This window comes from Nonomuraea composti (assembly GCF_012034275.1).
GTDB lineage: Bacteria > Actinomycetota > Actinomycetes > Streptosporangiales > Streptosporangiaceae > Nonomuraea > Nonomuraea composti.
Map to the genome: position 1 here is coordinate 134047 of NZ_JAATEP010000005.1, position 25229 is coordinate 159275.

A 25229-nucleotide genomic window follows, 5' to 3' on the forward strand; every position below is an offset into this window, starting at 1 on the left:
AAGCGGAAGGGGTACCACGGGTGGGTCTTTCAGCGGTGACCGTGCTCGGCGTCGACCGGCCCGGCGTGATCGCCGCAGTAACCGGTTCGCTCGCCGACTGCGGCGCGAACATCCAGGACTCGACCATGACGTTGCTCGGCGGCCACGTCGCGATGATGCTGCTCGTCTCCGGCGAGCTGGACCCGGCGGAGCTCAGGAAGCGGGTGGAGGCGCCCGACCTGGTGGTGAGCGCCTCCGCCATCGGGACGAGCCGGCACTTCTGCGAGGAGGGCGACGGCCTCGGCTACGTCCTGACGGTGCACGGACCCGACCGGCCGGGCATCATCTCCGCGATCAGCGCCGTCCTCGCCGCGGACGGCGGCAACATCACCGGCATGAGCACCAGGCTCACCGGCCGGCTCTACGTCCTGATCGCCGACGTGGAGCTGCCGAAGCAGGTGGACGTGGCGGCGCTCATGCGCAGGCTGGCGGCCGTCGGCGCCAGTCTCGACTCCGACATCACCTTCCGGCCTGTCGAACCGGACTTGCTGTGATCAGGTCAGGGGGTACGGTCCGCGAGGTGCTCGGCGCCCCGCACCCCCTCCTGACCGCCGTGGCCGAGCCGGTGGACCCGACCGCCCCCGAGGTGGTGGCCGCCGCGGCGGATCTGCTGGCCACCCTGCGCCGCGCGCGCTCCACGACGGGCCTGGCGGCCCCCCAGATCGGCCTGAGCCTGCGGCTGATCGCCTTTGACGCCCGGCGCCACCCCCGGAGTAGGTCGTGGGCCGGAGAGCTCGTGGTGGCCAATCCCAGGCTCGCCAGCGCGGCCCACTGGGACGAGGGCCGCGAGGGCTGCGCCTCGATCATCGGGCTCACCGCCGACGTACGCCGTGCGACGCGTATCACCGTACATGGGCATTTGCCAGGCACGGGCGAGGCCGTCACCATCGAAGCGGATGCCATCGAAGCTCGGTGCATTCAGCACCAACTCGACCATCTGGACGGTCTACTCTTCTTGGACAGAGTCCCTGGAGTGCTATCACTTCACCGCAGACTTCACACTTGTGACGCCTGATGCGAAGTTGTGCTCCTCGGAAGCATGGTCCGTTTCGTATGATTACGGCGCCCCCGTAGCCCAATGGCAGAGGCAAACCCCTTAAAAGGGTTGACGTGCGGGTTCGAATCCCGCCGGGGGCACTTGCAACTTATACCCAATTTAGGTCGCTGACCTGGCGGTTTACCGCGCCCCCCGGACAGGCTCCCAGCAGGACGCCATCGGCGGCCTCCCGGCCGATATCGAGTTGTTATGGATTTGTCCTGTGACCGGCCGATCACTGGTGGTGGATGACCGCCCGGGATATTGACAATCCGGCCGTTTTCTGCTCGCCCCGCGCCTTTGCCGGAGTTTCTTTCCGTGAATGGTTGACTACGCCTTACAGCCGGGTTTTCGCGCGGGAAACGTCTCATGCCATGAGACGGGGCCCGCCGGCGGCGCCGCGGGAGGATTTCCCGGGCCGCTGGTGACCTGGGGAACTCCGGGGCGGGCACGTTCGTTGTGATCGCAGCCGAAGTCCCGAATGAACATCGATCTGAGCGTCAGTTGACCAAGGTGGCGCCGGGCCCCGTAGGCTCGGCGACACAGGAGGCAGCGATGGAGAGCAAGAACCCCGTATTCAGCAGGTCGCGGCAGCAGGCCGCGGCGGGCTGGGCCGGCCCCACCCCGTCCCCCGACCAGCTGCAGAACATGTACGACGCGCCGTCGTACGCACCACCGTCCCGGCCGGCGTACCGGACCATGACGATCGACGACGTCGTGGTCCGAGGGTTCATGACCCTCGGGGCGCTCGTCCTGGCCGCCGCGGCGGCCTGGTATCTCAACGTACCGCCCATGGTCGCCATCGGGGCGGCCGTCGTCGCGCTCGTCCTGGGCCTGATCGCGTCGTTCACCATGAGCACCAACCCGGCGCTCATCCTGGGCTACGCGGTCGCCGAGGGCGTCTTCCTGGGCAAGATCAGCTCCGTCTTCGAAGGCATGATCAGCGGCATCGTGCTTCAAGCGGTGCTCGGCACGGCCTTCGCGTTCGGGGCGGTGCTGACCGTCTACGCCCTGCGCATCGTCCGGGTGACACCCAAGCTGGTGAAGTTCGTGGTCGCCGCCGCGATCGCGGCCGTCGGCCTCGTGCTCGTCAACCTGATCGTCGGCCTGTTCAACGACGGCGGTCTCGGGCTGCGCACCGACACCCCGCTCGGCTGGATCTTCAGCATCGCGATGATCCTGCTCGGCTGCTTCTTCCTGCTGCTCGACTTCGACTCCGTCGAGCAGGGCGTCAAGCAGGGCGCCCCGGAGAAGTTCGCCTGGCAGTGCGCGTTCGGCCTCACGCTGAGCCTGGTGTGGATCTACCTGGAGGTGCTGCGGTTCGTCAGCTATTTCACGAGTAGCGACTGACCGTTCATCGCCACGACACCCACGAGGGCCCTGCCGTTCCGGCGGGGCCCTCTGCGCTGAGCGACCGAAAATCTACCTGCCGTCACGAAGAGATGCCGGACTGGGGCTTGCCATTCGCACGTCCGTGTTGCAGTGTCAAGCAAAGGACCTTAATCCGCGGAGGTGCCCATGTCCTTGAACCACTCACCGGAGACGCAGACGAAGCTCATCGCAAGGGTCCCGACGATCACGGGACGCGAACTCCCCGAGTGGTTTCAAGCCATCGACAACGGCCCGAGCTTCCTACGGTGTGACGAGCGGGCCAACTGGCTCGCCGACGAGCACGGGCTGACCCACGGCTACGCCGCCGCCATCGTCCACGAGCACGAGCGGCACCGCCGTAACCGTATGGGCTTCATCTAAGCCCACCATCCCCGCGCCCGTGCCCCAAGCGCGGGCGCGTCATCATGAGGTCATGGATCTCGACAAGGCACTCGACTTTCTCCGCCACCATCACCGCGCGGTCCTGCTCACCAGACACCGCGACGGGCGCCCGCAGATGTCCCCGATCACGGTCGGGGTGCAGGACGGCCGCGTAGTGATCAGCTCCAGGGAGACCGCGGCCAAGGTCCGCAACGCCCTCCGCGATCCCGCGGTCTCGCTCTGCGCGTTCACCGACGGCTTCTTCGGCGAATGGATCCAGGTCGACGGCACGGCGGAGATCATCCACCTGCCCGAGGCGATGGACCTGCTGGTCACCTACTACCGCGACATCTCGGGCGAGCACCCCGACTGGGACGACTACCGCGCCGCCATGGAGCGCGACCGGCGCGTCATCATGCGCATCACCCCCACACGCGTGGGGCCGACCCGGCACGGGTAGGGGTTCGGCGAGCCGCGGCGAGGACCCCGGCCGCGGCTCGCCGGCACACCCCTTGCTTGATCAGCTCAGGCGTTCGGCCTTTTGATCAGCTTCCTTTTTTGATCAGCTCAGGCGCTCGACGACCATCGCCATGCCCTGGCCGCCGCCCACGCACATCGTCTCCAGGCCGATGCTCTTGTCGTGGTGCTGCAGGCTGTTGATCAGCGTCGAGGTGATCCTGGCCCCCGTCATGCCGAACGGGTGACCGACCGCGATCGCGCCGCCGTTGACGTTGAGCCGGTCGAGGTCGATGCCCAGCTCCTTGTACGAGGGGATCACCTGCGCCGCGAACGCCTCGTTGATCTCCACCAGGTCGATGTCGTCGATCGCCATCCCGGCCCTGGCCAGCGCCTGCTTCGACGCCTCCACCGGGCCGAGGCCCATGATCTCGGGCGACAGGCCCGAGACGCCGGTGGAGACGATCCTGGCCAGCGGCGTGATGCCCAGCTCCGCCGCCTTGACGTCACTCATGATCACGACGGCCGCCGCGCCGTCGTTCAGCGGGCAGCAGTTGCCGGCCGTGACCGTGCCGTCCGGGCGGAAGACCGGCTGCAGGGAGGACACCTTCTCGTACGTCGTGCCCGCCCGCGGGCCGTCGTCCTTGCTGACCACCGTGCCGTCCGGCAGCGTCACCGGCGTGATGTCCTTCTGCCAGAACCCGTCGGCCAGCGCCTTCTCCGCCAGGTTCTGCGAGCGCACGCCGAACTCGTCCTGCTCCTGCCGCGAGACACCCTTGATCTGCGCCAGGTTCTCCGCCGTCTGCCCCATGGCGATGTAGATGTCGGGGACGGCGCCGTCCTCGCGGGGGTCGTGCCACGTCTTCCCGCCCTCCGCGTACGCCTTCGTGCGCTCGCGGGCCTCCAGGAAGATCGGGTTGTGCGTGTCGGGCAGCGAGTCGGAGTTGCCCTTGACGAACCGCGAGACCGTCTCGACACCCGCCGAGACGAACACGTCACCCTCGCCGGCCTTGATGGCGTGGAAGGCCATCCGCGTGGTCTGCAGCGAGGAGGAGCAGTAGCGGGTCACCGTGGTGCCGGGCACGTTGTCGAGCCCCAGCATCACCGCCACCACGCGGGCCATGTTGAAGCCCTGCTCGCCTCCGGGCAGGCCGCAGCCCAGCATGATGTCCTCGATCGAGGCGGGGTCGAGCTGCGGCACCTTCGCCAGCGCCGCCTTGATCATCTGCACGGTCAGGTCGTCGGGGCGGATGTCCTTGAGCGAGCCCTTGAAGGCTCGCCCGATGGGGGAACGCGCGGTTGCGACGATGACTGCCTCGGGCATGGCCCCTCCTTTGTCGGCGCTAATAGTAGAACTATATTCCAGTTCTTTCCGCAAGACCCGCCACCCCTCGGGATGCGGCTCTCCCACCGTCGTGGGTGCGGGTCCCTTCGGGGGGTGAGGGAGGGGTGCCGCCGCGCGGCGCCGTGCGCGTCTGGTACGACGGCTGCGGAAGCACGCTGCGGCGCTGCCCGCCTGCGGCGATCGGCATGCGATCGGCTGCGGCACTCGATGGCGCTGCCCGGCTGCGGTGCAGGGGCGCTGCCCTCGCCGCGTTCGAGGGTGCTGGCGCTTGGCGCGGCGGCCGGAGGGAGCGGGCCGCGGCGTTGCCCGCCTGCGGTGGGCGGCATGCTGATCGCCTGCGGCACTCGGTGGTGCTGCCCGGCTGGGGCGCGGCAGTGCTGTCCGGTGCGGCGTCCGCGAGTGCTCGTCGCCCGTTGCGTCGCGGGGCGCCTGCCGGGCGAGGCTGCGGGCGCTGGGCGGGGATGGCGGGGCGGGGGGTGGTTAGCCGTACATGCCGGGTGTTGGGGCCGTTTGGTCGTTGATGGCGTGCAGGGCGCCCTTTTCGTCGCGCCACAGGCGCCAGCCGTCCTGGCTGCCGGTGAACCAGGGGGGCGGGACGGAGGTGGAGGGGGCGCGTTTGCCGGTGGCGAGGTTGTATTCGCAGAGGGCGGCCGTCGAGTAGAAGCCGGGGGGCTGGCCCTTCAGGGGCAGGGGTTTGGGGTCGGTGATGCAGAAGGACCAGCCGCGTTCCTCCTCCACCGGCACCGACCGCCCCGAGGTGACGTCGAAGGCGGTGCCCTTGGCGTCGTGCTTGAGGAAGCCGAGCTTGTCCATGCGGTCGGGGAAGGCCAGCCACCAGCCGGAGCCGGGCACGTCGGTGGCGCTGATCTGGCCGACCACGCGCCCGGTGGCGGGGTCGAGGCGGGCGAAGCCGCCGTAGGTGCCCTGCTGGTCGACGGGCCGGACGACGGGGGCGAAGCCGGGGGAGCCGCTGGGGTAGACGCGGACGACGGAGGGCCGCATCCAGTTGATGGTGCCGTCGGCGATGCGGATCGAGAACAGGCCGAAGGTGGAGATCTTCCTGGTCTGCGGGTTGGTGTAGGGGGCGACGTAGCCGACCAGGTCGTCGCCGGCCGCGCCGAACGCCCAGCCGCCGGACAGGTCGGTGCCGGGGCCGAGCGCCTGCTCGATGGGCTGCTGCCACTGCAGCTTGCCGGTCTTGACCTCGTACGACTCGACCATGGGGTTGGCGGCGAGCCGGAGCAGGACGACGCGGCCCTGATCGGACCATTCGACCTCGGAGATGCCGGGCAGGTGCCACAGCTGCTTGCCGGTGGCGGGGTCGAGCACCACCATGCGGGCCTTGGCGAGGGCGGTGTGCTCGGACAGGCAGATGTACGGGCCGCAGCGTTGCGGCCCGAACGTGGAGTGGATGGGCCGCGTCCACTTGGGGGCCCCGGTGCGGGCGTCGCGGGCGATGAGCGTGGCGTTCCAGCGGCCCTTCTTGGCCGGGTCGAGCGCCACGACCATGGCCTGCCCGGCGGCCGTCTGGACGATCGCGGGGGCGGAGACGCCCATGCCGGGCAGGCGCCCGGCCATCGTGGCGGGGTGGGCCCACAGGCGCCTGCCGTCGCGCAGGCCGACGGCGACGGTCTCGAGGGCGCCGTCGGGCCTCATGGAGGTGACGGCGACGACACCGGCCGTGACCGCCATCCGGCTGACGGCGTTGACCTGGGTGTTCTGCCAGGTGGGGAACTTCGAGGTGGCCGCGTCGCTGCCGGAGCAGGCGGCGAGGGCGAAGGGGGCGGCGAGGGTTCCGGCGAGAGCGATGGACGTTTTCCAGAGGGGCCGGAGCACGGGCAATTCACTCCAAAAAGGATGGGGGAGTGACGGCTCCGGAGCGCAGAGTGACCGGCTGGAGGCGCGCGGCCGTCAGGCGTCGTTGACTGCCTCGCCGAGTCGCCGGCGGAACAACGTCGCCCACTTCCCGTGCAGGCCCGTCGCCCGCCCGTCGACCCTGGTCGCGGTGACCTCGGTGCCGGGCTCCTCCGCGGCCGTAGCCGCCGCGAGGTAGATCGGTTGCAGAGCTTCGCCGCGTGCGGGCCGGGGCTCAGGCCACAGCCCCAACGCAGCGCACACTGACGGTAGCACCGCGTAAGCGGCCTGCGCGTAACCTCGGTCACTTGGATGGAAACGATCGGGTCCGAACATTTCTGTCGGGTTTGTATCGAACTCCGGGCCCAGGACGTCGGCGAACGCCACCGTACGTCCGCCCGCGTCCACCACCGCGACCGTCTGCGCCGCGGCGAGCTGCCGGCTCCAGCGCCGCGTCACCCAGCGCAGCGGCTGCGCGATGGGCCGCACGGTGCCGAGGTCGGGGCAGGTGCCGACGATCACCTCGGCGCCGGCGTCCCGCAGCCGCCGCACGGCCTTGGTCAGGTGCCGTACGGCGATGGCCGGCGGCGTCTGCGTGATGATGTCGTTGGCCCCCACGAAGATCACCGCCACGTCGGGCTCCATGGCCAGGGCCACGTCCACCTGCCCGGCCAGCTCCGCCGACGGGGCGCCGGACTTGCCCGCGACGACCAGCCGCACCGGGCGCTCGGCGACCGCGGCCAGGCCGTTGGCCAGCAGCACGGCGGGGGTCTTGGCCGGGTCGGTCACGCCCAGGCCCACGGAGGTGGAGTCGCCGAGCATCGCCATCTTGATCGGCTCGCCGGGGAACTCGCCGTACACGCCGTCGGAGGGCGGCCCGTCCAGGCCGTGGGGCTGGCCGATCGCCTTGCGGGCGAGCAGACCCTCGGCGATCAGCAGGCCGTAGGCCGTGGCTCCCAGAGCCGTCAGCCCACCGCCTCCGAGCGCCGCCGCTGTAGCGATCCTCCGCGCCGCGCGCGCCATGCCAGCTGCCCAGACCACGTACGTGCCTCCTCGGTCCAACTCGGCGGTAGCGTTTGCTTGGAACTAGCCGAGGGCCTGCCACCCCCACTGGATCTCGGCCGTTGGCAAGCTGACCAAGCTTCGGTGAAGAAGGTGAACACCTCGGTGCGCGTTTACGATTCCCTCGTCGACCTCATGGGGAACACTCCGCTCGTCCGCCTGCACAAAGTCAACGCGGGGCTGCCCGCGCAGGTGGTGGCGAAGGTCGAGTACTTCAACCCCGGCGGGTCGGTCAAGGACCGCATCGCCGTCCGCATGATCGAGGCCGCGGAGAAGTCGGGCGAGCTGCGCCCGGGTGGCGTGATCGTGGAGCCGACCTCCGGCAACACCGGCGTGGGGCTGGCCATCGTGGCCCAGCAGAAGGGCTACCGGTGCCTGTTCGTGGTGCCGGACAAGGTGGCCCAGGACAAGATCGCGGTGCTGCGGGCGTACGGCGCGGAGGTCGTGGTCTGCCCGACCGCGGTCTCGCCCGACCACCCCGACTCCTACTACTCGGTCTCCGACCGGCTGGCCCGCGAGGTGCCGAACGCCTGGAAGCCGGACCAGTACTCCAACGTCAACAACCCCGACTCGCACTACCACTCCACGGGCCCCGAGCTGTGGGAGCAGACCGACGGCCGGATCACGCACTTCGTGGCGGGCATCGGCACCGGCGGCACGATCAGCGGCACCGGGCGCTACCTCAAGGAGGTCTCGGGCGGGCGGGTGAAGATCATCGGCGCTGACCCGGAGGGCTCGGTCTACTCCGGCGGGTCCGGCCGCCCGTACCTCGTGGAGGGGGTCGGGGAGGACATCTGGCCGGCCACGTACGACACCGAGATCTGCGACGAGATCATCGCGGTGTCCGACAAGGACTCCTTCACCATGACGCGCCGCCTCGCCCGCGAGGAGGGGCTGCTGGTCGGCGGCTCGTGCGGCATGGCGGTCGTGGCGGCGCTGCGCGTCGCGGCGGCGGCGCAGCCCGGCGACATGGTGGTCGTGCTGCTGCCCGACGGCGGGCGGGGCTACCTGTCGAAGATCTTCAACGACGACTGGATGGCCGACTACGGCTTCCTGACCACCAGCTCCGACGAGGGCCTGGTGGGCGACGTGCTGGCGCGCAAGGGGCCGGGGCTGCCGGAGTTCGTGCACGCGCACCCGCACGAGTCGGTCGGCACCGCCATCGCGATCATGCGCGAGTACTCCGTGTCGCAGCTTCCGGTCATGAAGGAGGAGCCGCCGGTCATGGCGGCCGAGGTGATCGGCTCCATCGTCGAGCGCGACCTCCTCGAAGCCCTCTACCACGGCAGGCTCTCCTCCGACGATCCGATCTCCGATCACATGTCCGCGCCGCTACCCACGATCGGCAACGGTGAACCTGTGGCGCGTGCGGTGGAAGCGCTGGAGAAGGCGGATGCGGCGGTTGTGCTCGAAGACGGCAAGCCCGCCGGGCTGATCACCCGGCAGGACCTGCTCGCCTTCCTCGCCAACCACTAGGGCTTCTTGATGCTCTCGATCACGGTGCCGAGGCCCTCCTCGCCGCGGCCCTCCGCGTCGGCGCGCTCGAACAGCCGCAGCAGCGCCTCCGGCACCGTGGTCTCCACCCCGGCCTGCGTCAGCGCCTCCACCGCGTGGCCGAGGCTGACCGCCTGCATGTGCAGGGAGTTCTCCCCGCCCGGATAGACGCCGGCGGCGGCCGCCTCCGCGAGGATCTTGGCGTACCCCATGGGGCCGTCGCCGCCGAGCTGCGTGAACAGCTCCCGCGCGAAGGGCAGGAACTCCAGCGGCGACACCCCGGCCGAGCCCAGCATGGCCATGGCGTGCATGTGGCTGGTCAGGCTCGTCCAGAAGATCAGCAGCAGGGCCTGGTAGTACATCATCGCCAGGCCGTGGTCCGCCCCCACGTACGTGACCCCGCCGAGCGCCTCCAGCGTCGCCCGGTGCCGGTCGAGCACGTCCTGCGGGCCGCTGTAGAAGCTGTACGCGCCCGGCTGCCCGATCCCCGGCGGCGGCACCATGATGCCCGCCGTGATCAGCGTGCCGCCGCGCCCCGCCACCCACTCCGCCGCCTCGCGCAGCTCGTCCGGGGAGCCGGAGCTGAGGTTGACCACCACCTTCCCGTCCAGCCGCGCCTCGCCGAGGCTGTCGTACATCGCCTGGTAGCTGATCTGGCTGACCACCAGGAGCGCGCCGTCCGCCGCCGACGCCGCCCGCACCGCACCCTGGGCGACCAGCGGGTCCGCCTTGCTCGCCGTACGGTTCCACACCTTGACCGCGTGGCCCGCGGCCAGGAACGTCTCGGCCATCTTCGACCCCATCGGGCCGAGGCCCACCACTGTCACGTCACTCATGCCCCCACCATCGGGCGGGCCGCTTCGGAAATCCTTCCGGCCCGCTACGGGTTGGTGGTGATGTGGTGCGTTTCGGGGTGCTCGGGCCGCTTGAGGTCCGTACGGACGACGGCTCGCCCGTACCGGTGGCCGAGGCCAAGGTGCGGGCGCTGCTGGCCGCGCTGCTCGCGTACGGGGGCGGCCCCGTACCGGCGGACCGGCTGATCGACGACCTGTGGGGCGGGCGGCCCACCCCGCTCGGCACCCTCCAGGCCCGCGTCTCCCAGCTGCGCCGCGCCCTCGGCGGCCCCGGCACGATCGTGCTCGAACCGGCCGGCTACCGGCTGGCCGCCTTCGACTGCGACGCGAGCCGCTTCCGCGCGCTCGTCGCCCGGCGCTCCCCGGACCCCCGCGTCCGCGCGGCCGAGCTGGAGGAGGCGCTGGGGTTGTGGCGCGGGCCCGCCTACGCCGACTTCACCGGCTTCGGCTTCGCCAGGGACGAGGCCGACCGGCTGGAGGAGCTGCGGCTCGGGGCGCTGGAGGAGCAGGCCGAGGTGCGGCTCTCCCTCGGTGAGCCCGTGGAGCTGGGCGAGCTGGTGGCGCGGCATCCGCTGCGCGAGCGGCTGGTGGCCGCGCACATGACGGCGCTGTACCGGGGCGGGCGGCAGGGCGAGGCGCTGGCCGCCTACCAGGGGCTGCGGGAGCGGCTGGCGGAGGAGCTGGGCGTGGACCCGGCGCCCGCGACGGCGGCGCTGTACGAGGCGATCCTGCGGCAGGAGCCCGCCCTCGGCCCGCCCGCCCCGCCGCCCACGAAGCCGCCCACGAACCTGCCCGCCCCCGTGACCGAGCTGATCGGGCGCGAGGCGGAGCTGGCCTCCGTACGCGCCTCGCTGGGCACGTCCCGGCTGGTGACCCTGACGGGGCCGGGCGGCGTCGGCAAGACGCGGCTCGCCCTCGCGGCGGCCGGCGAGGTGGCGCGCGACGGCGAGAGCGACGGCGTGTGGCTGGTCGAGCTGGCCGGAGCGGTCGATCCGGCGGAGGCGGTGGCGGCCGTGCTCGGCGTGCGCGACGACGCGACCGCGCCGCTGCCCGACCGGCTGGCCGGGGCGGTCGCGGCCAAGCGGGTGCTGCTCGTCCTCGACAACTGCGAGCACCTGGTCGGCGCGGTGGCCGCGCTCGTGTCAAAGCTGCTGCGGGCCGCGCCCCGGCTGCGCGTCCTCGCCACCAGCCAGGAGCCGCTGGGGGTGGGCGGCGAGTGCGTACGGGTGGTGCCGCCGCTGCCGGAGGCGGAGGCCGTGCGGCTGTTCACGGCACGCGCGGACGTCGAGGCGAGCGAGGCGGTGGCCACCGTCTGCCGGCGGCTCGACGGCATCCCTCTCGCCCTGGAGCTGGCCGCCACCCGCGTGCGGGCACTCGGCGTGGAGGAGCTGGCCGGGCGGCTGGACGACCGGTTCCGCCTGCTCACCGCCGGGATGCGGGACGCCCCCGCCCGGCAGCGCACCCTGCGGGCGATGATCGACTGGAGCTGGGAGCTGCTGACCGGCGCGGAGCGGACGGTGCTGCGGCGGCTGGCCGTGCACGCCGACGGCTGCACGCTGGAGGCGGCCGAGGAGGTCTGCGCCGAGCCGGGACTGGACGTGCTCGACCTGCTGGCCCGGCTCGTCGATCGTTCGCTGGTGGTACGGGTTCCGGGTGCCTCCTCCGGAGGCGGGCCCCGCTACCGGCTCCTGGAGTCGGTCGCCGCCTACTGCGTGGAGCGGCTCCGGGAGGCCGGGGAGCACGAACTGCTCCTGGAGCGGCACGCCCGCTACTACACGGCGCTGGCCGAGCGGGCCGATCTGCGGGGGCCGGGGCAGCGGGAATGGCTCGCCCGGCTCGACGCGGAAAGCGCCAACCTGCGGCTCGCGCTCGCGGGACCGGAGCCGGTGCGGCTGGTCAACGCGCTGAGCTGGTACTGGATCCTGCGCGGGAGGCTGCGGGAGGCCCGCCGCGCCCTGACCACCGCGCTGAACGGGCATGCGGCGGCAGACGGCGGGCCGGAGGTGGCGCGGGCCTCGGTGTGGCTGGCGGCCGTGGAGATGCTGATCGGCGGGCCCGCGACGCCCGTCCGCCGTGACGAGCTCGACCCCGCCGGGGAGGCGCTGGCCGACTGGCTGCTCAGCCACGTGCGGTGGGCGTACGGCGACCGGCGGGCGCACGAGGCGGCGGCCGAGCGGGCGCTGGCCGCGTTCGAGGCGCTGGGCGACCGCTGGGGCGTCGCCGCGGCCCTGTGCCTGCGGGCCAAGCTCGCCGTCGGGCGCGGCGACCTGGCCGCCATGGAGCGCGACGGGGAGCGCGGGCTGGCGATGTTCAGGGAGCTCGGCGACGCGTGGGGCCAGATCGAGGCCATGGACGGGCTCGACCGGGTGGCCGAGATGCGCGGCGACTACGCCAGGTGCGCGCGGCTGCGCGAGGAGGGGCTGCGGATGGCGGAGGAGCTGGGGTTCGAGGTGTCGTTCAAGCTGGCCGGGCTCGGGCGGATCGCGCTGCTGGCCGGCGACTACGCGCTGGCCGACGGCTACCACGAGCGGGCCAGAGCGCTGGCGGTCCAGCAGTCATACATGTCCGCCGAGGAGAACGCGCTGCTCGGGCTGGCCATGAGCGCCCGGCGGCAGGGCCGGTACGCGGAGGCGGAGTCGTACCTGCTGCCCGTCCTGGAGTGGCTGCGGCAGGTGCGGGGGACGCCCGGGATCGCGTTCGTCATGGCGGAGCTGGGCTTCGCCGCCGAGCAGCGCGGCGACGCGGCGACGGCGCTGGCCCGGCACCGCGAGGGGTACGCCGCCGCGCGCGCCAGCGGGGATCCGCGTGCCGTGGCGCTCGCCCTGGAAGGGCTGGCGGGCGCCCTCTCCCTGGACGCACCCGCGGGCTCCGGGGCGGAGGCGCTGGAGCGGGCGGGGCTGCACGGCGACGAGCGGCTGGTCGAGGCGGGCAGGCTGCTCGGGGCGGCGTCGGCCGTCCGGCGATCGGTCGGGGCGCCCCTGCCACCCGGCGAGCGCCTGGACGTGGACCGCGCCTCGGCGCGCCTGCGCGCGGCGCTCGGCGAGGAGGGCTTCCGGCGAGCCCTGGCGTCAGGGGAGGAGGTGTTCCAGCGGGCGCTGACGTCATCCGGGGAGGAGGTGTTCGAGCGGGCGCTGACGTCATCCGGGGAGGAAGCGCTCAGCCGGGCGCTGACGTGGTCGGGAGAGGACGTGCTCGGCCGGGCGTCCGGGTCAGGGGAGCGGGAACTCGGCGATGACTTCCCAGGCGCCCTCGTGACCCGGCCCCGCGTAGAGCCGGCCGCCCAGCGCCTCCACCCGTTCGGCCATCCCGACCAGCCCGAACCCGCCGCCCAGCCGCGACACCCGCGGATCTGACCCCGACCCGAAGTTGCGCACCCGCAGCACCACCACCCGCTCGTGCCGCCGCAGGTCGGCCTCCACCCAGGCGGTGCGCGCGGCGTGCTTGCGGATGTTCGTCAGCGACTCCTGGAGCACCCGGTGCAGGGTGGTCATGACCTCGGGCGGCAGCGTGCGGTCGTCGATCCCGGCCCCGATCTCGAACGCCACCTTCGGCCCCTCCGCCGAGAACCGCTCGGTCAGCATCCGCAGGTCGGCCAGGGTGACGCCGGGCCGGCGGTCCGCGTCGTCCTCCGTGCGCAGCACCGCGACCATGCGCCGCATCGAGGTCAGCGCGTCGGAGCCGGCCGTCGCGATCGCGTCGAGGGCGGGCACCACCGCCTCCGGCTTCGTCTCGGCGACCGTGCGGGCGGCCTGGGCCTGCACCACGATGCCAGTGATGTGGTGGGCGACCAGGTCGTGCAGCTCCCTGGCCAGCTCCAGGCGCTCCGCCCGGCGTACCGAGTGCACGGCCTCCATCCGGCGTTCCTGCTGGAAGCGCAGGTAGCCGCCGATGCCGGCGGCCGTCGACCAGCCCGCGAACAGCAGGAACGCCGACGCCAGCCCCGAGCTCTGGTAGTCGCGCGCGCTGGCCTCCGTCATCAGCACGACCAGCGCCACGCACGCCAGCACGGCGGCCCGGCGGACCGGCTCGACGTGCCGCAGCACCCCGATGAGCAGGACGAGCAGCGAGCCCGTCTCCGCGATGCCCGGCGCGGCGTTGAAACCGGCGCTCTGGATCAGCAGTGAGGTGCCCAGCGACAGGGCCAGCATGAGGCTGAACCCCTCCAGCCGGTACCTGCGTCGCAGCGCCACGGCCACGACGCCGCCCACGCTGCAGGCCAGCACCAGCCACTGGAAGCCGCTGACCACGCCGGCCAGGACGAGGTCGAGCATCAGCAGCATGCCGAGCCAGCCGTACATGGCCAGCTCGCTCAGCCGGCGCAGCCAGTACACGAGGCGCTTGGTATCCCCCACGGCGTCGAGCCTAAGCCGGAAGTCGGACATCTCGTATCAACCGTTCGGCCGAGAGGCCCGGACGGAGACCAGCCCTTCAGCGGAGGCGGCGGAAGGGGGCCTTCGCCGATGCTGGAGGAGTCGGAAGGGGAGAAGACATGGTTGCCATCGGGTTCGCGTTGCTGGGAGTGGGACTGGTCGTGGGCGTGCTGCTCGCGCTGGCCGATCCCGTGCTGCTCTCCCGCATCAACGGGGAGCGGGCGGAGGGCGGCAGCGGCCGGTACATCGAGGCGGACGTGGTGCGGCTCCCGCCCCGGCCGGGCGAGGACCGTCGCGAGCCCAAGGCGGCCTGACAGGCCCGGCTCGCGCGGGCATGGTGCGCGAGCCCGCACGGGAGCTACGTGGGGACGGGCTCTCGTGCACGGCCCGCGATCCGGAGGGGACCGGATCGCGGGCCGTTCCGCGTGATGGCCCGCGATCGGAGAGGGCCGTTTCGCGGGACGGCCCGCGCTCAGGGGCGGGCCGTTCGCGTGGCGGCGGCCTGTAACGTGGCCTTATGAGCAACGGTTTTGAGACCCTGGCCATCCACGCAGGTCAGGGGCCCGACCCGCTGACCGGCGCGGTCGTGCCGCCGATCTACGCCACGTCCACCTACAAGCAGGACGGCGTGGGCGGCCTGCGTTCGGGATATGAGTACAGCCGCTCGGCCAACCCCACCAGGACCGCGCTCGAAACCGCGCTGGCCGCCGTGGAGGGCGGGGCGCGCGGGCTGGCGTTCGCGTCGGGGCTGGCCGCCGAGGACACCCTGCTGCGCACGGTGTGCAAGCCGCAGGACCACGTGATCATCCCGAACGACGCCTACGGCGGCACCTACCGGCTGTTCGCCAAGGTGCACGAGCGCTGGGACCTGCACTACGACCCGGTGCCGCTGCACGACCTCGACGCCGTGGCCGCGGCCATGACGCAGAAGACGAAGGTCGTCTGGGTCGAGACGCCGACGAACCCGCTGCTCGGCATCGCCGACATCGCCGCGCTGGCGCAGCTCGCCCACGACAACGGCTCGCTGCTGGTCGTCGACAACACCTTCGCCTCGCCGTACCTGCAGCAGCCGCTCGCCCTGGGCGCCGACGTGGTCGTGCACTCGACCACCAAGTACGTCGGCGGGCACTCCGACGTCGTGGGCGGCGCGCTGGTGGCCGCCGACGCGGGCCTCGGGGAGGAGCTGACCTACCACCAGAACGCGATGGGCGCGGTGGCCGGCCCGTTCGACGCGTGGCTGACGCTGCGGGGGCTCAAGACGCTCGGCGTACGCATGGACCGCCACTGCGACAACGCCGAGCGCGTCGTCGACCTGCTGCTCGCCCACCCGCGCGTGACCGAGGTGCTCTATCCGGGGCTGCCCGATCACGCCGGGCACGAGGTGGCGGCCAAGCAGATGCGCAGGTTCGGGGGCATGGTGTCGTTCCGCGTCGCCGGGGGCGAGGCGGAGGCCGTGGCCGTGTGCGACCGGGCCAAGCTGTTCACGCTGGGCGAGTCGCTCGGCGGGGTCGAGTCGCTCATCGAGCACCCGGGCCGGATGACGCACGCCTCGGCGGCGGGCTCGCCGCTGGAGGTGCCCGCCGACCTGGTGCGGCTCTCGGTCGGCATCGAGACGGTCGACGACCTGCTCGCCGACCTCAGCCAGGCACTCGGCTGAGCGGTTATTCAGGCACGACCATCAGGAACAGGATCACCAGCCAGATCACGGACAGCAGCCCGCTGATCGCGGCGATCCGCCCGTTCTGCACCTTGGCGTCGTCGTCGGCGCTCTCGCTGGAGAGCGCCTGGACGGCGGTGCGCAGGTCACGGTCGATGATCACCAGCATGACGGCGGCCACGATGAACAACGTCATGGACGCCGTCATGTACCACCGGCCGAGCACGCCGCCGCCGAGCACGATGCCGAGCACCAGCCCGAACACGAACACACCCAGGCTCCCGAGGCTGTAGATCCTCGTGAGGCGCTGGATGAACTGCAGCGCGGGCACGTTCTTGGTGCGGATGGCGCGCGGCGCGGACATCGTCGCGGCGGTCACCGGCCCGATCGTGAAGATCGCGAAGCCGATGTGCAGCCAGAGAAGCAGGGACGGCATGGCAGAGAGACTAGTCCCCGGTGATCTCGCCGGGGGACTCGACACTCTCTTTGCCGTCACCAGAGCAGCGCATGCACAGCTCCGTGGTCGTCACCGCGACGACCATGAGCACGATGAGGAGTACCGCGGCAATCATGGGAACCCCTCCTTCCCCGTGTCGGACGTAAATATCGTCCGTAATGACTAGACGGACGTGCAACGGAATAAGTTCGCCGCGGGTATCGTTGCGTACCGCCGCTTTTTCCTTACCGTCTGGACACAAGGGGGTGCCGTCCGTGGCCATCAGGCACGTCGAGCCGTACACCGACGAGTGGCTTCAGCAGCCGATCAGCTACGTCCAGCAGGTCGTGGAGCTGCTCGGAGCCGAGGTCGCCGACTGGTGGGAAGGCCCGTGCGATCCCAGGGACGCCACCGTGAGGCTCACCGACGGCACGGCACTGGTGTGGGACGAAGAGAGCGGCTGGCGCCTCGGCACGTTCGTCTCGGGCGGCCGCGGCCGGCACACCGAGCTGACCGGCGTCCGCTACCTCGGCCACGGGCTGCTGCCCCGGCCCGAGCGCGTCCCGTCGGCCCTCCAGGACGCGCGCGCCGGCGTGGGTGCCAGCTCGGCCTGGCGGCCCTGCTACCGCTCGCACCGCAACTGCCGCGACGGCTTCGACGTCGCCCTCGACTTCTACGCCCTCGCCTGAGCCCCGGCCCTCCCGGCCTCGGCGGGCGCTGAGCCGGGCCGGTGGATAATCACCGGCATGCGGTTCGGGATCCTCGGTGAGACCAGGGCGTGGCGCGCCGGCGGGGCGGAGGTGCCGCTGGGCGGGCCCGCTCGCCGCGCGTTGCTGGCGTTGCTGCTCGTACGCCCCCGCGCGGTCGTGTCCGCCGACCGGCTGGCTGAGGAGATCGCCCCGGCCGGGGCTTCGGCGCATGCCCTGCACTCGCAGGTGTCCCGGCTGCGTGCGGCCCTCGGGGCGGAGGCCGTGGTCGAGCGGGCCGGGGCCGGTTACCGGATCATGGTGGCGGACGAGGACGTGGACGCCTGCCGGTTCGAGCGGCTCGCGGCCGAGGGGCGGGACGCGCTCCGTGACGGTGACGCCGGGCGGGCGGTGCCGCTGCTGCGCCAGGCGCTGGCACTCTGGCGGGGGCCGGCGCTGGCCGGCCTGCCTGAGAGCGGGATGGCGAGGGCCGCCGCCGTGCGGCTTGAGGAGCTGCGGCTGGCCGCCCTGGAGGACCGGGCCGAGGGGGAGCTGCGGCTCGGCTCGCACCGCGCGGTCGTCCCCGAGCTGCGCGAGCTGGTCAGCCGGCATCCCCTCCGCGAACGGGCGGCGGGGCTGCTCATGCGGGCACTGTCGGCGGACGGCGGGCAGGCCGAGGCGCTGGCCGTGTTCGAGGAGACCCGGCGGCACCTCGCCGAGGAGCTGGGCGCCGACCCGTCGGCCGAGCTGGCGGGGCTGCACCGGGAGCTGCTGAGCGCCGGCCCGTCCCCGTCGCCGGTCGCGCCGCCCGCCCAGCACACCTCCTTCGTGGGCCGCGCCGCGGAGCTGGCCGAGATCGGCGAGCTGCTGCGGGTGGCCCGGCTCGTCACACTGACGGGGCCGGGCGGCGTGGGCAAGACCCGGCTGTCCGCCGAGGTAGCCGCCGCGTCGGCGGGCGGCGTGGCCCCGTCGGTTGAGACCGTCCCGGCGTCGGCCGGGAGCGCCGGCGGCGCGCGCGGTGAGGTGTGTTTCGCGGAGCTGGCCGCTCTGCGTGACGGGGCCGGGCTGGCGCAGGCGTTGCTGGGCGCGCTCGGGCTGCGGCAGAACGGGCTGCAGCTCGCCGACGGCCCGCGCACCCCGCTCGACCGCCTCATCACCGCCCTGTCGGACCGCCACCTGCTGCTCGTCCTCGACAACTGCGAGCACGTCGTCGACGAGGCCGCCGCGCTGGTGTCGCGCCTCCTGGCGACCTGCCCGCGGCTGCGGGTGCTGGCCACCAGCAGGGAGCCGCTGGGCATCATCGGCGAGCACGTCCGGCCGGTGCGCCCGCTGGACGGCGACGCGGCGGCCCGCCTGTTCACCGACCGGGCGCGGGCCGCCCGCCAGGGGTTCACCGCCGACCCCGTGCTGGTGCGCCGCATCTGTACGGCACTCGACGGCCTCCCGCTGGCCATCGAGCTGGCCGCGGCCCGGCTGCGCACCCTGGACGTGCACGACCTGGCCGGCCGGCTGGACGACCTGCTGGGCGTCACCGCGCGCGGCGCCCGCGCGGCCGAGCAGCGGCACCGCACCCTCCGTACGGTCGTCGGCTGGAGCTGGGACCTGCTCGGCGAGGACGAGCAGCGGGCCGCCCGCCGGTTCACGGTCTTCGCCGGCGGCGCGACCGCCGAGGCCGCGCTCCGGGTGTGCGGCACGGACGGGGACACCCTGGAGTCCCTGGTGGACAAATCGCTTCTGGAATCGGCTGATGGCCGGTTCAGGATGTTGGAGACGATCCGGGCGTACGGGGCCGAAAGGCTGGAGGCGGCGGGGGAGCGGGAGGCGGCCAGGCACGCGCACGTCCGGTACTACCTGGAGCTGGCGCAGGCGGCACACCCGCACCTGACGCGGGCCGGGCAGCTCGCCTGGCTGCCGGTCCTGGCGGCCGAGCACGGCAACCTGCTCGCGGCCCTGCGCTGGGCGGTCGGGGCGGGGCCGGTCGAGTCGGCGTTGCGGCTGCTCGGGGCGGCTTCGGCATACCTGTGGATCCGGGGCGTGTCCGCGTCGGCGGCGCCCGAGGCGATCGCGTTCCTCGACGCCGCCGGCGACGCGCCCCCGCCGCCGGGGCTGGGCGAGGAGTACGTGACGTGCGTGCTGCTGGCGGCGGCCGTCCCCGCCGGACGGGCGGTCTGGCAGCGGCATCGCGGGGCGGCGGGGGAGGCGCTGGCCGCCGCGTGGCAGGGCGGGCGGACGGGACGGTATCCGGCCGCGTTGCTGCTGTGGATGATGCACAACGCGGGCGAGCCCGACCCCGACGACGCCTACGACCTCGTGTCCGGCCTGGGGGACAGCCCGGACCCGTGGGTACGCGCGGTGGCCCGATATGTGTCCGGGTTCGGGATGCTCGGGGCGGGTGACACCGGGGCGGCCGAGCGGGCGTTCAGGGAGGCGGCCGACGGGTTCCGCGCGGTCGGCGACCGCTGGGGGAGGGCGCTCGCCCTCGACTTCCTGGCCGGGCTGGCGGGCGGCAGGGGCGACCGGGAGCAGGCGATCGTGCTGACCGACCAGGCGCTCACCCTCACTGACCAGCTCGGCGCGCTGGAGGACTCCGCCGACCTGCTGGTCAACCGGGGCGACCACCTGGCCGCCGGCGATCCGGAGGCCGCCCGCGCCGACTACGCGCGGGCCGCCGCGCTGGCCCGCCGCGCCGGCAGCCCGGCCGGCCTGGCCGCCGCCCTGCGCGGGCTGGGCGACCTCGCCCTCCTGCACGGCGACCTGGCGGAGGCCGAGCGCCTCTACACGGACGCGCTCGAACGCATCGACCCGCACTGGGTCAAGAGCATCGGCAACCGGGTACGCGCGCTGGCCGGGCTCGGCCGTACCGCAGAGGCACGCGGGGACCACGCCACGGCCCGCACGCACTATCGGCGCGCCGCCGGGTTCGCGGCGGCGATGGGCCCCTCCGTCCCCGACGCGCTGCGCCTCCTGGGCCTGCCCCAACCCGTCGTCGAAGCGGTGAGCGGGCGCTGAGCGGGACGGAAACCTGTCAGGGCCGGTGGTGAGCGGCCGGTGAGCCGGCGGTGAGCCGTTCGCGGCAGGCTCGCCGTCATGAGAAACCGTGACGTCCTGATCTCCGGCGCCTCCGTCGCCGGCCCCGCCCTCGCCTACTGGCTGCGCCGCCACGGCTTCAACCCGACGGTCGTCGAGTGCGCCCCGGCGCTGCGTGACGGCGGTTACGCCGTCGACTTCCGCGGCCGGGCGCACCTGACGGTGCTGCGCCGCATGGGCATCCTCCAGGCCGTCGAGGAGGCCCGCACCGGCATGGGCTCCATGTGGTACGTCAACGACGCCGGCAAGCCGCAGGCCAAGCTGCCGGCCGACCTGTTCTCGGGCGACGTCGAGATCCTGCGCGGCGACCTGGCCCGCATCCTGTACGACGCCACCCGGCAGGGCACCGAGTACGTCTTCGGCGACTCGATCACCTCGCTCACCGAGGACGCCGACGGGGTGAGCGTCACGTTCGAACGCTCCGCGCCCCGCCGTTTCGACCTGGTCATCGGCGCCGACGGCCTGCACTCGAACACGCGGCGGCTGGCGTTCGGCCCGGAGGAGCGGTTCGTCAGGCACCTGGGCGTCTACTGTGCGATCTTCACCACGGCCAACCATCTCGGCCTCGACCACGTCGGCCACGCGTACCGGACGGGGAGCAGGCTCGTCGCGATGTACAGCGCCCGCCACAACGCGGAGGCGAAGGCGGTCTTCTACTTCGGCTCGCCGCTGCTCGGCCTGGACCGCCGTGACGTGGCCCGTCAGCAGGACGTTCTCGCCGAGCACTTCACCGGCAACGGCTGGCAGAGCGATCACCTGCTGCGCGAGATGCGGCGGGCGCCGGACTTCTACTTCGACTCGGTCGGCCAGGTCCGCCTGGACAGGTGGACGCGGGGCCGGGTCGCGCTGCTCGGCGACGCCGCGTACTGCCCGTCGTCCCTGTCGGGCATGGGCACGGGGCTGGCGCTGGTGGGTGCGTACGTGCTGGCGGGCGAGCTGGCCGCGGCCGGTGGGGACCACCGCGTCGCCTTCGCCCGGTATGAGGAGGAGCTGCGCGCGTACGCGGAGGGCTGCCTGAAGATGGGCGACGGCGTGGCCAGGCTCATGATCCCGAGCAGCCGCCTGGCGGCCTCGCTGCTCAACCGCTACTACAAGATCATGCCGTACCTGCCAGGGAAGAACATGGCGGCGAACATCGCCCGCAAGGCCGCCGAGAACATCACCCTGCGCGACTACCCAAGGAAGTAGCACGAAGGGGACGAACGTCGCTTATCGTGTGTCCGTGACCGCCGCACAACGCCGCCGCGACCAGCTCAAGGAGTTCCTGCGCGCCAAGCGCGAGGCGCTGACGCCCGCCGACGTCGGCATGCCGGCCGCCGGCCGCCGCCGCACCCCCGGGCTGCGCCGGGAAGAGGTGGCCGTGCTCGCCGGGGTCGGGGTGTCCTGGTACACGTGGCTGGAGCAGGGGCGCGACATCAAGGTCTCCGACGCCGTGCTCGACGCGGTCGCCCGCGCGCTGCTGCTGGACGAGGCGGAGCGCGCGCACCTGTACGTGCTGGCCGGGCTGAACCCGCCGGACCCCGCCGGGCAGCCGGGCGCCCCGGTCAGCGACCAGCTCCGCGCGGTGCTGGACGCGTGGCTGCCCAACCCGGCCCACGTGCTGGACCGGCACTACAACCTGGTCGCCATGAACGCGGCCTCCCGGACGGTCTTCGGCTACGACGACGACGTCCGCAACTGCATGGTGGCGTTCTTCACCCACCCGATCTATCGCAGCCGGTTCACGGTCTGGCACGAGTTCGCCCCCGACATGGTGGCCGACTTCCGCGCCTCGGCGGCCCGCTACCCCGACGACCCGGTGTTCGGGCGGATCGCCGACGAGCTGCGCGCGGCCAGCCCGGACTTCGCCGAGCTGTGGGCCCGCCCCGACGTGCGCTCCCGGTCGCAGGGCGTCAAGGCGATCACGCATCCCGAGGCCGGGAAGCTCGTCTTCGCGTACTCGCTGTTCCGGCTGCCGGACCGGGCGGACCTGAACGTGGTGCTGCACACGCCGGACCCCGCCACCGACACCAAGGAGAAGGTCGAGAGGCTGGTGCTCGTACACCCAGGATGAGCTGACACTGCCTCGCCCGGCGCCGTCCCCGCACGATGGACGGCATGAGAGCAATCACGATCCCCGCATTCGGTGACGCCGGCGTCCTTCGGCTCGACGAGGTCAAGACCCCCGAGCCGGGCCCGGGGCAGGTCGCCATCGACGTGGCCTACGCGGGCGCGAACTTCGCCGAGATCCTCTACCGGCAGGGCATCGCGGACGTGCCTCTGCCGTTCGTGCCCGGCATCGAGGTGTCCGGCCGCGTACGGGCGCTCGGCCCCGGCGTCGAGGGGCTGCGCGTGGGGCAGCCGGTCGCCGCGCTGACCATCGTCGACAGCGGCGGCTACGCCGAGGTGGCGGTCACCGCCGCCGACCTGGTGGCCCCGTTCGACGGGTACGACCTGGAGCCCGGCCTGGCGGCGGCGCTGCCGTCCAACAGCACCACGGCGTTCCTGGTGCTCGACCGGGTGGCCCGCATCGAGCCGGGGGAGAGCGTGCTCGTGCACGCCGCCGCCGGCGGCGTGGGCAGCCAGCTCGGCCAGGCCGCCCGCCTGCTCGGCGCGGGCCGCGTGGTGGGCACGGTGGGCAGCGCCGCGAAGATCGAGGCGGCCAGGGCCTTCGGGTATGACGACGTCGTGCTGCGCGAGGAGGCGTCCGGCCGGTTCGACATCGTGGTCGACATGGTCGGCGGCCCGGCCCGCCGGAGCAGCTTCGACCTGCTCGCGCCGATGGGCCGGATGGTCGTGATGGGCAACGCCTCCGGCGCCGAGGACGTCGGGATCCCCGCCAACGAGCTGTGGCTCAGCAACAAGACGGTCTCCGGGTTCAACCTGGCCGCCTTCTCGGCCGCGTTCCCCGAGGAGGCCGGGCGGGCGCTGCGCCGCGCCGTGGCGGGGGCCGCGAGCGGTGACCTGCGGGTGCGGGTGGAGTCGCTGCCGCTGGAGCAGGCCGCGCAGGCCCACCGCCGCATCGAGTCCGGCCGCACGACCGGCAAGCTGGTGCTCGAAGTGGCACGGCACTGAGCGGTGGCGCGGCCCTGAGCTTCCAGAGTCAGGGGTCGCGGCGCAGGGAGGACAGGCCCCACAGCTCGGCGATACGGCCCTCCCGCACCCGGAACATCTCCAGCATCGTCGGCGGCTCCCGGTCCGGGATGCCGTGCACGCTGGTCCGCACGGCGGCCGTGTCCCCCTGCACGACCATGTCCTCGACGACGACGCGGGCGTGGGGGAACGCCTCGTGGAAGCGCCGCCACGACGCCGTGACGCTCTGCGGTCCGGTCGTGCCCAGGGGGTGGCTGTAGAAGTCGGCGGTGAAGATCTGTGTGGTGGCGGTGTGGTCGTGGGCGTTGAAGGCGGCGTACATGCGTTGCGCGGCGGCCCGCACGTCGGATTCGGTCATCGGCCCTCCTGCTGTCGGTTCATGTTCGCGTGCAGGCGCCGCAGCACGTCGAGGACGGTCTGCCGCTGCTGCGCCGTGATGCCGTCGAGCAGCCGCTCCTGGTACGCCTGGTGCGCCCGCTCCAGCTCGGCCGCGGCCCGCTCGCCGGCGGGGGTCAGGGCGGCGAGGGTGTAGCGGTTGTCGGCCGGGTCGAGGCGGCGCCCGACCAGCCCCTCGGCCTCGAACTCCTTGACCAGCCGGGTGATGCTCGCCCCGTCGATGCCGAGAGCTCGGCGCAGGTCGCTGTGGCTGGTCTCCCCGCCGCGGCGCAGCCGCACGAGGAGCTGCACCCGCTGCGGGCTGAGGCCCACGTGCCGGGGGAAGGCCTGCCGCAGCTCGGCGTACACGCCTCCCAGCTCGCGGAAGAACGTGTCCTCCGCCGTCTCTTCATGCACCATGTATTTATAGCGTCAACTCTTGATGATATCAAGAGTCGATGAGTTTCGATGGCGACGGCGGTCAGACCATCGACGACGCACGAAAGGGGCAAGACGATGGCGGACCTGCACGGCCTGCTTCAGAGATATGTCGACGACGGCCCGCTGCCGGGCGCGGTGGCGCTGCTGGCTCGCGGAGACCAGGTGGAAGTGGCAGTGGCCGGGGCGATGGCCGTCGGCGGCGCCCCGATGGCGGCCGACTCGATCTTCCGGATCGCCTCCATCAGCAAGCCGATCGCCGCCGCCGCGGTCATGATCCTCATCGAGGACGGGCGGCTCGCCCTCGACGACCCGATCCGCACGTGGCTTCCTGAGCTCGCCGAGCCGATGGTCGTGCGCACGCCGTCCAGCGAGATCGACGACGTGGTCCCGGCCGCCCGCCCGATCACCGTGTACGACGTGCTCACCTCCACCGCCGGCTACGGTTTCCCGTCGGACTTCACGCTGCCCGCCGTGCGGCGGCTGTTCGCGGTGCAGCGCGACGGCCGCGAGGTCCGCAGCTTCCCCGAGGCGGATGTGTGGCTGGCGGAGCTGGCCGAGGTGCCGATGCTGTACCAGCCGGGCGAGGCGTTCCTGTACGACACCTGCTCCACCCTCCAGGGCTTGCTGATCAGCCGAGTCAGCGGCCAGCCGCTGCCCGCCTTCCTGGCGGAGCGGGTGTTCGAGCCACTGGGCATGGCCGACACGGCGTTCGAGGTTCCCGAGGCCAAGCGCCACCGGTTCACCAGCTACTACCGGCGGAGCCTGGAACTGGCCGACGGCCCGGACGGGCAGTGGAGCAGCCTGCCCGCCTTCCCCCTGGCCGGCGGCGGGCTGGCCGGAACCGCCCGCGACTGGCTCGCCTTCGGCCGCATGCTGCTGGCCGGCGGCGTGACGGCCGACGGGCGGCGGCTCCTGTCGGCCGCGTCGGTACGGCTGATGACCACCGACCACACCACCGCCGCCCAGCGGAAGATCGGCGAGCTGTTCCTGGAGGGGCAGGGATGGGGGTTCGGCGGCTCGGTGGACCTCACCGCCGACGAGCCGTGGCACGTGCCGGGCCGGTACGGATGGGTCGGCGGCACCGGCACCTCCGCGCACGTCATCCCGTCCACGGGGACGGTGGCCGTCCTCCTCACACAGCTCGGCGTGGACAGCCCGGCCCCTGACCCGTGGATGCGGGACTTCTGGCGGTACGCGGCCGGCGCGCGGTGAG

General features: G+C 72.7%; 23 protein-coding genes, 1 tRNA gene and 1 pseudogene. 16 read left to right on the forward strand and 9 right to left on the reverse strand.

The window, feature by feature from the left end:
• Nucleotides 1–20 precede the first annotated feature (20 nt).
• The 6 genes from HCN51_RS09615 to HCN51_RS09640 all read left to right on the forward strand — a co-directional run bounded on the left by HCN51_RS09615 (nucleotide 21) and on the right by HCN51_RS09640 (nucleotide 3287).
• The gene (locus HCN51_RS09615; protein WP_080045098.1) at nucleotides 21–533 is read left to right on the forward strand and encodes a glycine cleavage system transcriptional repressor; all 513 of its coding nucleotides are present in this window, start codon (nucleotides 21–23) and stop codon (nucleotides 531–533) included.
• Between the two features lie 26 nt (nucleotides 534–559).
• The gene (locus HCN51_RS09620; RefSeq protein ID WP_168008859.1) at nucleotides 560–1054 is read left to right on the forward strand and encodes a peptide deformylase; all 495 of its coding nucleotides are present in this window, start codon (nucleotides 560–562) and stop codon (nucleotides 1052–1054) included.
• A 49-nt stretch (nucleotides 1055–1103) separates the two neighbouring features.
• Nucleotides 1104–1176, forward strand: a tRNA-Leu gene (locus HCN51_RS09625).
• A gap of 454 nt (nucleotides 1177–1630) precedes the next feature.
• Nucleotides 1631–2425: a Bax inhibitor-1/YccA family protein gene (locus HCN51_RS09630; RefSeq protein ID WP_080045100.1), complete on the forward strand. Its 795-nt coding sequence runs from the start codon at nucleotides 1631–1633 to the stop codon at nucleotides 2423–2425.
• 168 nt (nucleotides 2426–2593) lie between these two features.
• Nucleotides 2594–2827 carry a DUF4287 domain-containing protein gene (locus tag HCN51_RS09635; RefSeq protein ID WP_080045101.1) on the forward strand — a complete coding sequence of 78 codons (234 nt, stop codon included), beginning with the start codon at nucleotides 2594–2596 and terminating at the stop codon, nucleotides 2825–2827.
• A 52-nt stretch (nucleotides 2828–2879) separates the two neighbouring features.
• Complete coding sequence (locus HCN51_RS09640) at nucleotides 2880–3287, forward strand: PPOX class F420-dependent oxidoreductase (protein WP_080045102.1); 408 nt, start codon at nucleotides 2880–2882, stop codon at nucleotides 3285–3287.
• A 102-nt stretch (nucleotides 3288–3389) separates the two neighbouring features.
• Here HCN51_RS09640 and HCN51_RS09645 read toward each other — a convergent pair whose 3' ends face one another.
• The 3 genes from HCN51_RS09645 to HCN51_RS09655 all read right to left on the reverse strand — a co-directional run bounded on the left by HCN51_RS09645 (nucleotide 3390) and on the right by HCN51_RS09655 (nucleotide 7523).
• Nucleotides 3390–4607 (reverse strand): acetyl-CoA C-acetyltransferase, encoded by a 1218-nt coding sequence (locus HCN51_RS09645; RefSeq protein WP_168008861.1) that lies wholly within the window; start codon nucleotides 4605–4607, stop codon nucleotides 3390–3392.
• Nucleotides 4608–5108: 501 nt separating this feature from the next.
• On the reverse strand, nucleotides 5109–6464 hold the full coding sequence (locus HCN51_RS09650) for a PQQ-binding-like beta-propeller repeat protein (protein WP_168008863.1): 1356 nt from the start codon (nucleotides 6462–6464) through the stop codon (nucleotides 5109–5111).
• A 75-nt stretch (nucleotides 6465–6539) separates the two neighbouring features.
• The gene (locus HCN51_RS09655) at nucleotides 6540–7523 is read right to left on the reverse strand and encodes an SGNH/GDSL hydrolase family protein (RefSeq protein ID WP_346433588.1); all 984 of its coding nucleotides are present in this window, start codon (nucleotides 7521–7523) and stop codon (nucleotides 6540–6542) included.
• 126 nt (nucleotides 7524–7649) lie between these two features.
• Between HCN51_RS09655 and HCN51_RS09660 the strand changes: the two genes are divergently transcribed.
• On the forward strand, nucleotides 7650–9020 hold the full coding sequence (locus tag HCN51_RS09660; protein ID WP_168008865.1) for a cystathionine beta-synthase: 1371 nt from the start codon (nucleotides 7650–7652) through the stop codon (nucleotides 9018–9020).
• On the opposite strand, the gene HCN51_RS09665 is transcribed toward HCN51_RS09660, so the two are convergent.
• Nucleotides 9017–9874: an NAD(P)-dependent oxidoreductase gene (locus HCN51_RS09665; RefSeq protein WP_168008867.1), complete on the reverse strand. Its 858-nt coding sequence runs from the start codon at nucleotides 9872–9874 to the stop codon at nucleotides 9017–9019. The two genes, HCN51_RS09660 and HCN51_RS09665, sit on opposite strands and share 4 nt — an antisense overlap.
• A 65-nt stretch (nucleotides 9875–9939) precedes the next feature.
• Here HCN51_RS09665 and HCN51_RS09670 point away from each other — a divergent pair, with 65 nt between their 5' ends.
• Nucleotides 9940–13245 (forward strand): ATP-binding protein, encoded by a 3306-nt coding sequence (locus tag HCN51_RS09670; protein ID WP_346433589.1) that lies wholly within the window; start codon nucleotides 9940–9942, stop codon nucleotides 13243–13245.
• Here HCN51_RS09670 and HCN51_RS09675 read toward each other — a convergent pair.
• Nucleotides 13168–14274, reverse strand: a pseudogene (locus HCN51_RS09675) (sensor histidine kinase); the annotation flags it as partial. The gene HCN51_RS09670 and the pseudogene HCN51_RS09675 sit on opposite strands and share 78 nt — an antisense overlap.
• A 107-nt stretch (nucleotides 14275–14381) precedes the next feature.
• Here HCN51_RS09675 and HCN51_RS09680 point away from each other — a divergent pair.
• Together HCN51_RS09680 and HCN51_RS09685 are read left to right on the forward strand one after the other, a co-directional pair.
• Nucleotides 14382–14576, forward strand: coding sequence for a hypothetical protein (locus HCN51_RS09680; RefSeq protein WP_168008871.1), 195 nt, complete (start codon nucleotides 14382–14384; stop codon nucleotides 14574–14576).
• A 203-nt stretch (nucleotides 14577–14779) separates the two neighbouring features.
• Entirely contained in the window at nucleotides 14780–15919 is a 1140-nt protein-coding gene (locus tag HCN51_RS09685; RefSeq protein WP_168008873.1) for a cystathionine gamma-synthase, read from the forward strand.
• Between the two features lie 4 nt (nucleotides 15920–15923).
• Here HCN51_RS09685 and HCN51_RS09690 read toward each other — a convergent pair whose 3' ends face one another.
• Nucleotides 15924–16355, reverse strand: coding sequence for a DUF2269 family protein (locus HCN51_RS09690; RefSeq protein WP_080045109.1), 432 nt, complete (start codon nucleotides 16353–16355; stop codon nucleotides 15924–15926).
• Between the two features lie 10 nt (nucleotides 16356–16365).
• Entirely contained in the window at nucleotides 16366–16491 is a 126-nt protein-coding gene (locus tag HCN51_RS61220; protein WP_268966912.1) for a hypothetical protein, read from the reverse strand.
• A 139-nt stretch (nucleotides 16492–16630) separates the two neighbouring features.
• Between HCN51_RS61220 and HCN51_RS09695 the strand changes: the two genes are divergently transcribed.
• From HCN51_RS09695 to HCN51_RS09715, 5 genes are all read left to right on the forward strand, one after another.
• Complete coding sequence (locus HCN51_RS09695) at nucleotides 16631–17044, forward strand: DUF6292 family protein (RefSeq protein ID WP_346433590.1); 414 nt, start codon at nucleotides 16631–16633, stop codon at nucleotides 17042–17044.
• A gap of 57 nt (nucleotides 17045–17101) precedes the next feature.
• Nucleotides 17102–20050 carry an ATP-binding protein gene (locus HCN51_RS09700; protein WP_168008877.1) on the forward strand — a complete coding sequence of 983 codons (2949 nt, stop codon included), beginning with the start codon at nucleotides 17102–17104 and terminating at the stop codon, nucleotides 20048–20050.
• 78 nt (nucleotides 20051–20128) lie between these two features.
• Complete coding sequence (locus tag HCN51_RS09705) at nucleotides 20129–21316, forward strand: FAD-dependent monooxygenase (protein WP_168008879.1); 1188 nt, start codon at nucleotides 20129–20131, stop codon at nucleotides 21314–21316.
• 34 nt (nucleotides 21317–21350) lie between these two features.
• Nucleotides 21351–22181: a helix-turn-helix transcriptional regulator gene (locus HCN51_RS09710; RefSeq protein ID WP_346433591.1), complete on the forward strand. Its 831-nt coding sequence runs from the start codon at nucleotides 21351–21353 to the stop codon at nucleotides 22179–22181.
• A 44-nt stretch (nucleotides 22182–22225) separates the two neighbouring features.
• Complete coding sequence (locus tag HCN51_RS09715) at nucleotides 22226–23182, forward strand: quinone oxidoreductase family protein (RefSeq protein WP_168008883.1); 957 nt, start codon at nucleotides 22226–22228, stop codon at nucleotides 23180–23182.
• A gap of 28 nt (nucleotides 23183–23210) precedes the next feature.
• Here the strand turns inward: HCN51_RS09715 and HCN51_RS09720 are convergent, their stop codons facing one another.
• Both HCN51_RS09720 and HCN51_RS09725 read right to left on the reverse strand, forming a co-directional pair.
• Nucleotides 23211–23558 (reverse strand): ester cyclase, encoded by a 348-nt coding sequence (locus HCN51_RS09720; protein WP_168008885.1) that lies wholly within the window; start codon nucleotides 23556–23558, stop codon nucleotides 23211–23213.
• Nucleotides 23555–23995 carry a MarR family winged helix-turn-helix transcriptional regulator gene (locus HCN51_RS09725; RefSeq protein ID WP_168008887.1) on the reverse strand — a complete coding sequence of 147 codons (441 nt, stop codon included), beginning with the start codon at nucleotides 23993–23995 and terminating at the stop codon, nucleotides 23555–23557. The genes HCN51_RS09720 and HCN51_RS09725 overlap by 4 nt, the downstream gene beginning before the upstream one ends.
• Before the next feature lie 96 nt (nucleotides 23996–24091).
• Here HCN51_RS09725 and HCN51_RS09730 point away from each other — a divergent pair, with 96 nt between their 5' ends.
• The gene (locus HCN51_RS09730; protein ID WP_168008889.1) at nucleotides 24092–25228 is read left to right on the forward strand and encodes a serine hydrolase domain-containing protein; all 1137 of its coding nucleotides are present in this window, start codon (nucleotides 24092–24094) and stop codon (nucleotides 25226–25228) included.
• Nucleotide 25229: the final 1 nt, after the last annotated feature.

What these genes read in the sequence shown, in the direction of transcription:
- HCN51_RS09715 (WP_168008883.1), top strand. Translation starts at nt 22,226, where the DNA reads ATGAGAGCAATCACGATCCCCGCATTCGGTGACGCCGGCGTCCTTCGG.
- HCN51_RS09725 (WP_168008887.1), bottom strand. Translation starts at nt 23,995, where the DNA reads ATGGTGCATGAAGAGACGGCGGAGGACACGTTCTTCCGCGAGCTGGGA.
- HCN51_RS61220 (WP_268966912.1), bottom strand. Translation starts at nt 16,491, where the DNA reads ATGATTGCCGCGGTACTCCTCATCGTGCTCATGGTCGTCGCGGTGACG.
- HCN51_RS09630 (WP_080045100.1), top strand. Translation starts at nt 1,631, where the DNA reads ATGGAGAGCAAGAACCCCGTATTCAGCAGGTCGCGGCAGCAGGCCGCG.
- HCN51_RS09690 (WP_080045109.1), bottom strand. Translation starts at nt 16,355, where the DNA reads ATGCCGTCCCTGCTTCTCTGGCTGCACATCGGCTTCGCGATCTTCACG.
- HCN51_RS09720 (WP_168008885.1), bottom strand. Translation starts at nt 23,558, where the DNA reads ATGACCGAATCCGACGTGCGGGCCGCCGCGCAACGCATGTACGCCGCC.
- HCN51_RS09680 (WP_168008871.1), top strand. Translation starts at nt 14,382, where the DNA reads ATGGTTGCCATCGGGTTCGCGTTGCTGGGAGTGGGACTGGTCGTGGGC.
- HCN51_RS09700 (WP_168008877.1), top strand. Translation starts at nt 17,102, where the DNA reads ATGCGGTTCGGGATCCTCGGTGAGACCAGGGCGTGGCGCGCCGGCGGG.
- HCN51_RS09640 (WP_080045102.1), top strand. Translation starts at nt 2,880, where the DNA reads ATGGATCTCGACAAGGCACTCGACTTTCTCCGCCACCATCACCGCGCG.
- HCN51_RS09685 (WP_168008873.1), top strand. Translation starts at nt 14,780, where the DNA reads ATGAGCAACGGTTTTGAGACCCTGGCCATCCACGCAGGTCAGGGGCCC.
- HCN51_RS09635 (WP_080045101.1), top strand. Translation starts at nt 2,594, where the DNA reads ATGTCCTTGAACCACTCACCGGAGACGCAGACGAAGCTCATCGCAAGG.
- HCN51_RS09665 (WP_168008867.1), bottom strand. Translation starts at nt 9,874, where the DNA reads ATGAGTGACGTGACAGTGGTGGGCCTCGGCCCGATGGGGTCGAAGATG.
- HCN51_RS09645 (WP_168008861.1), bottom strand. Translation starts at nt 4,607, where the DNA reads ATGCCCGAGGCAGTCATCGTCGCAACCGCGCGTTCCCCCATCGGGCGA.
- HCN51_RS09705 (WP_168008879.1), top strand. Translation starts at nt 20,129, where the DNA reads ATGAGAAACCGTGACGTCCTGATCTCCGGCGCCTCCGTCGCCGGCCCC.
- HCN51_RS09730 (WP_168008889.1), top strand. Translation starts at nt 24,092, where the DNA reads ATGGCGGACCTGCACGGCCTGCTTCAGAGATATGTCGACGACGGCCCG.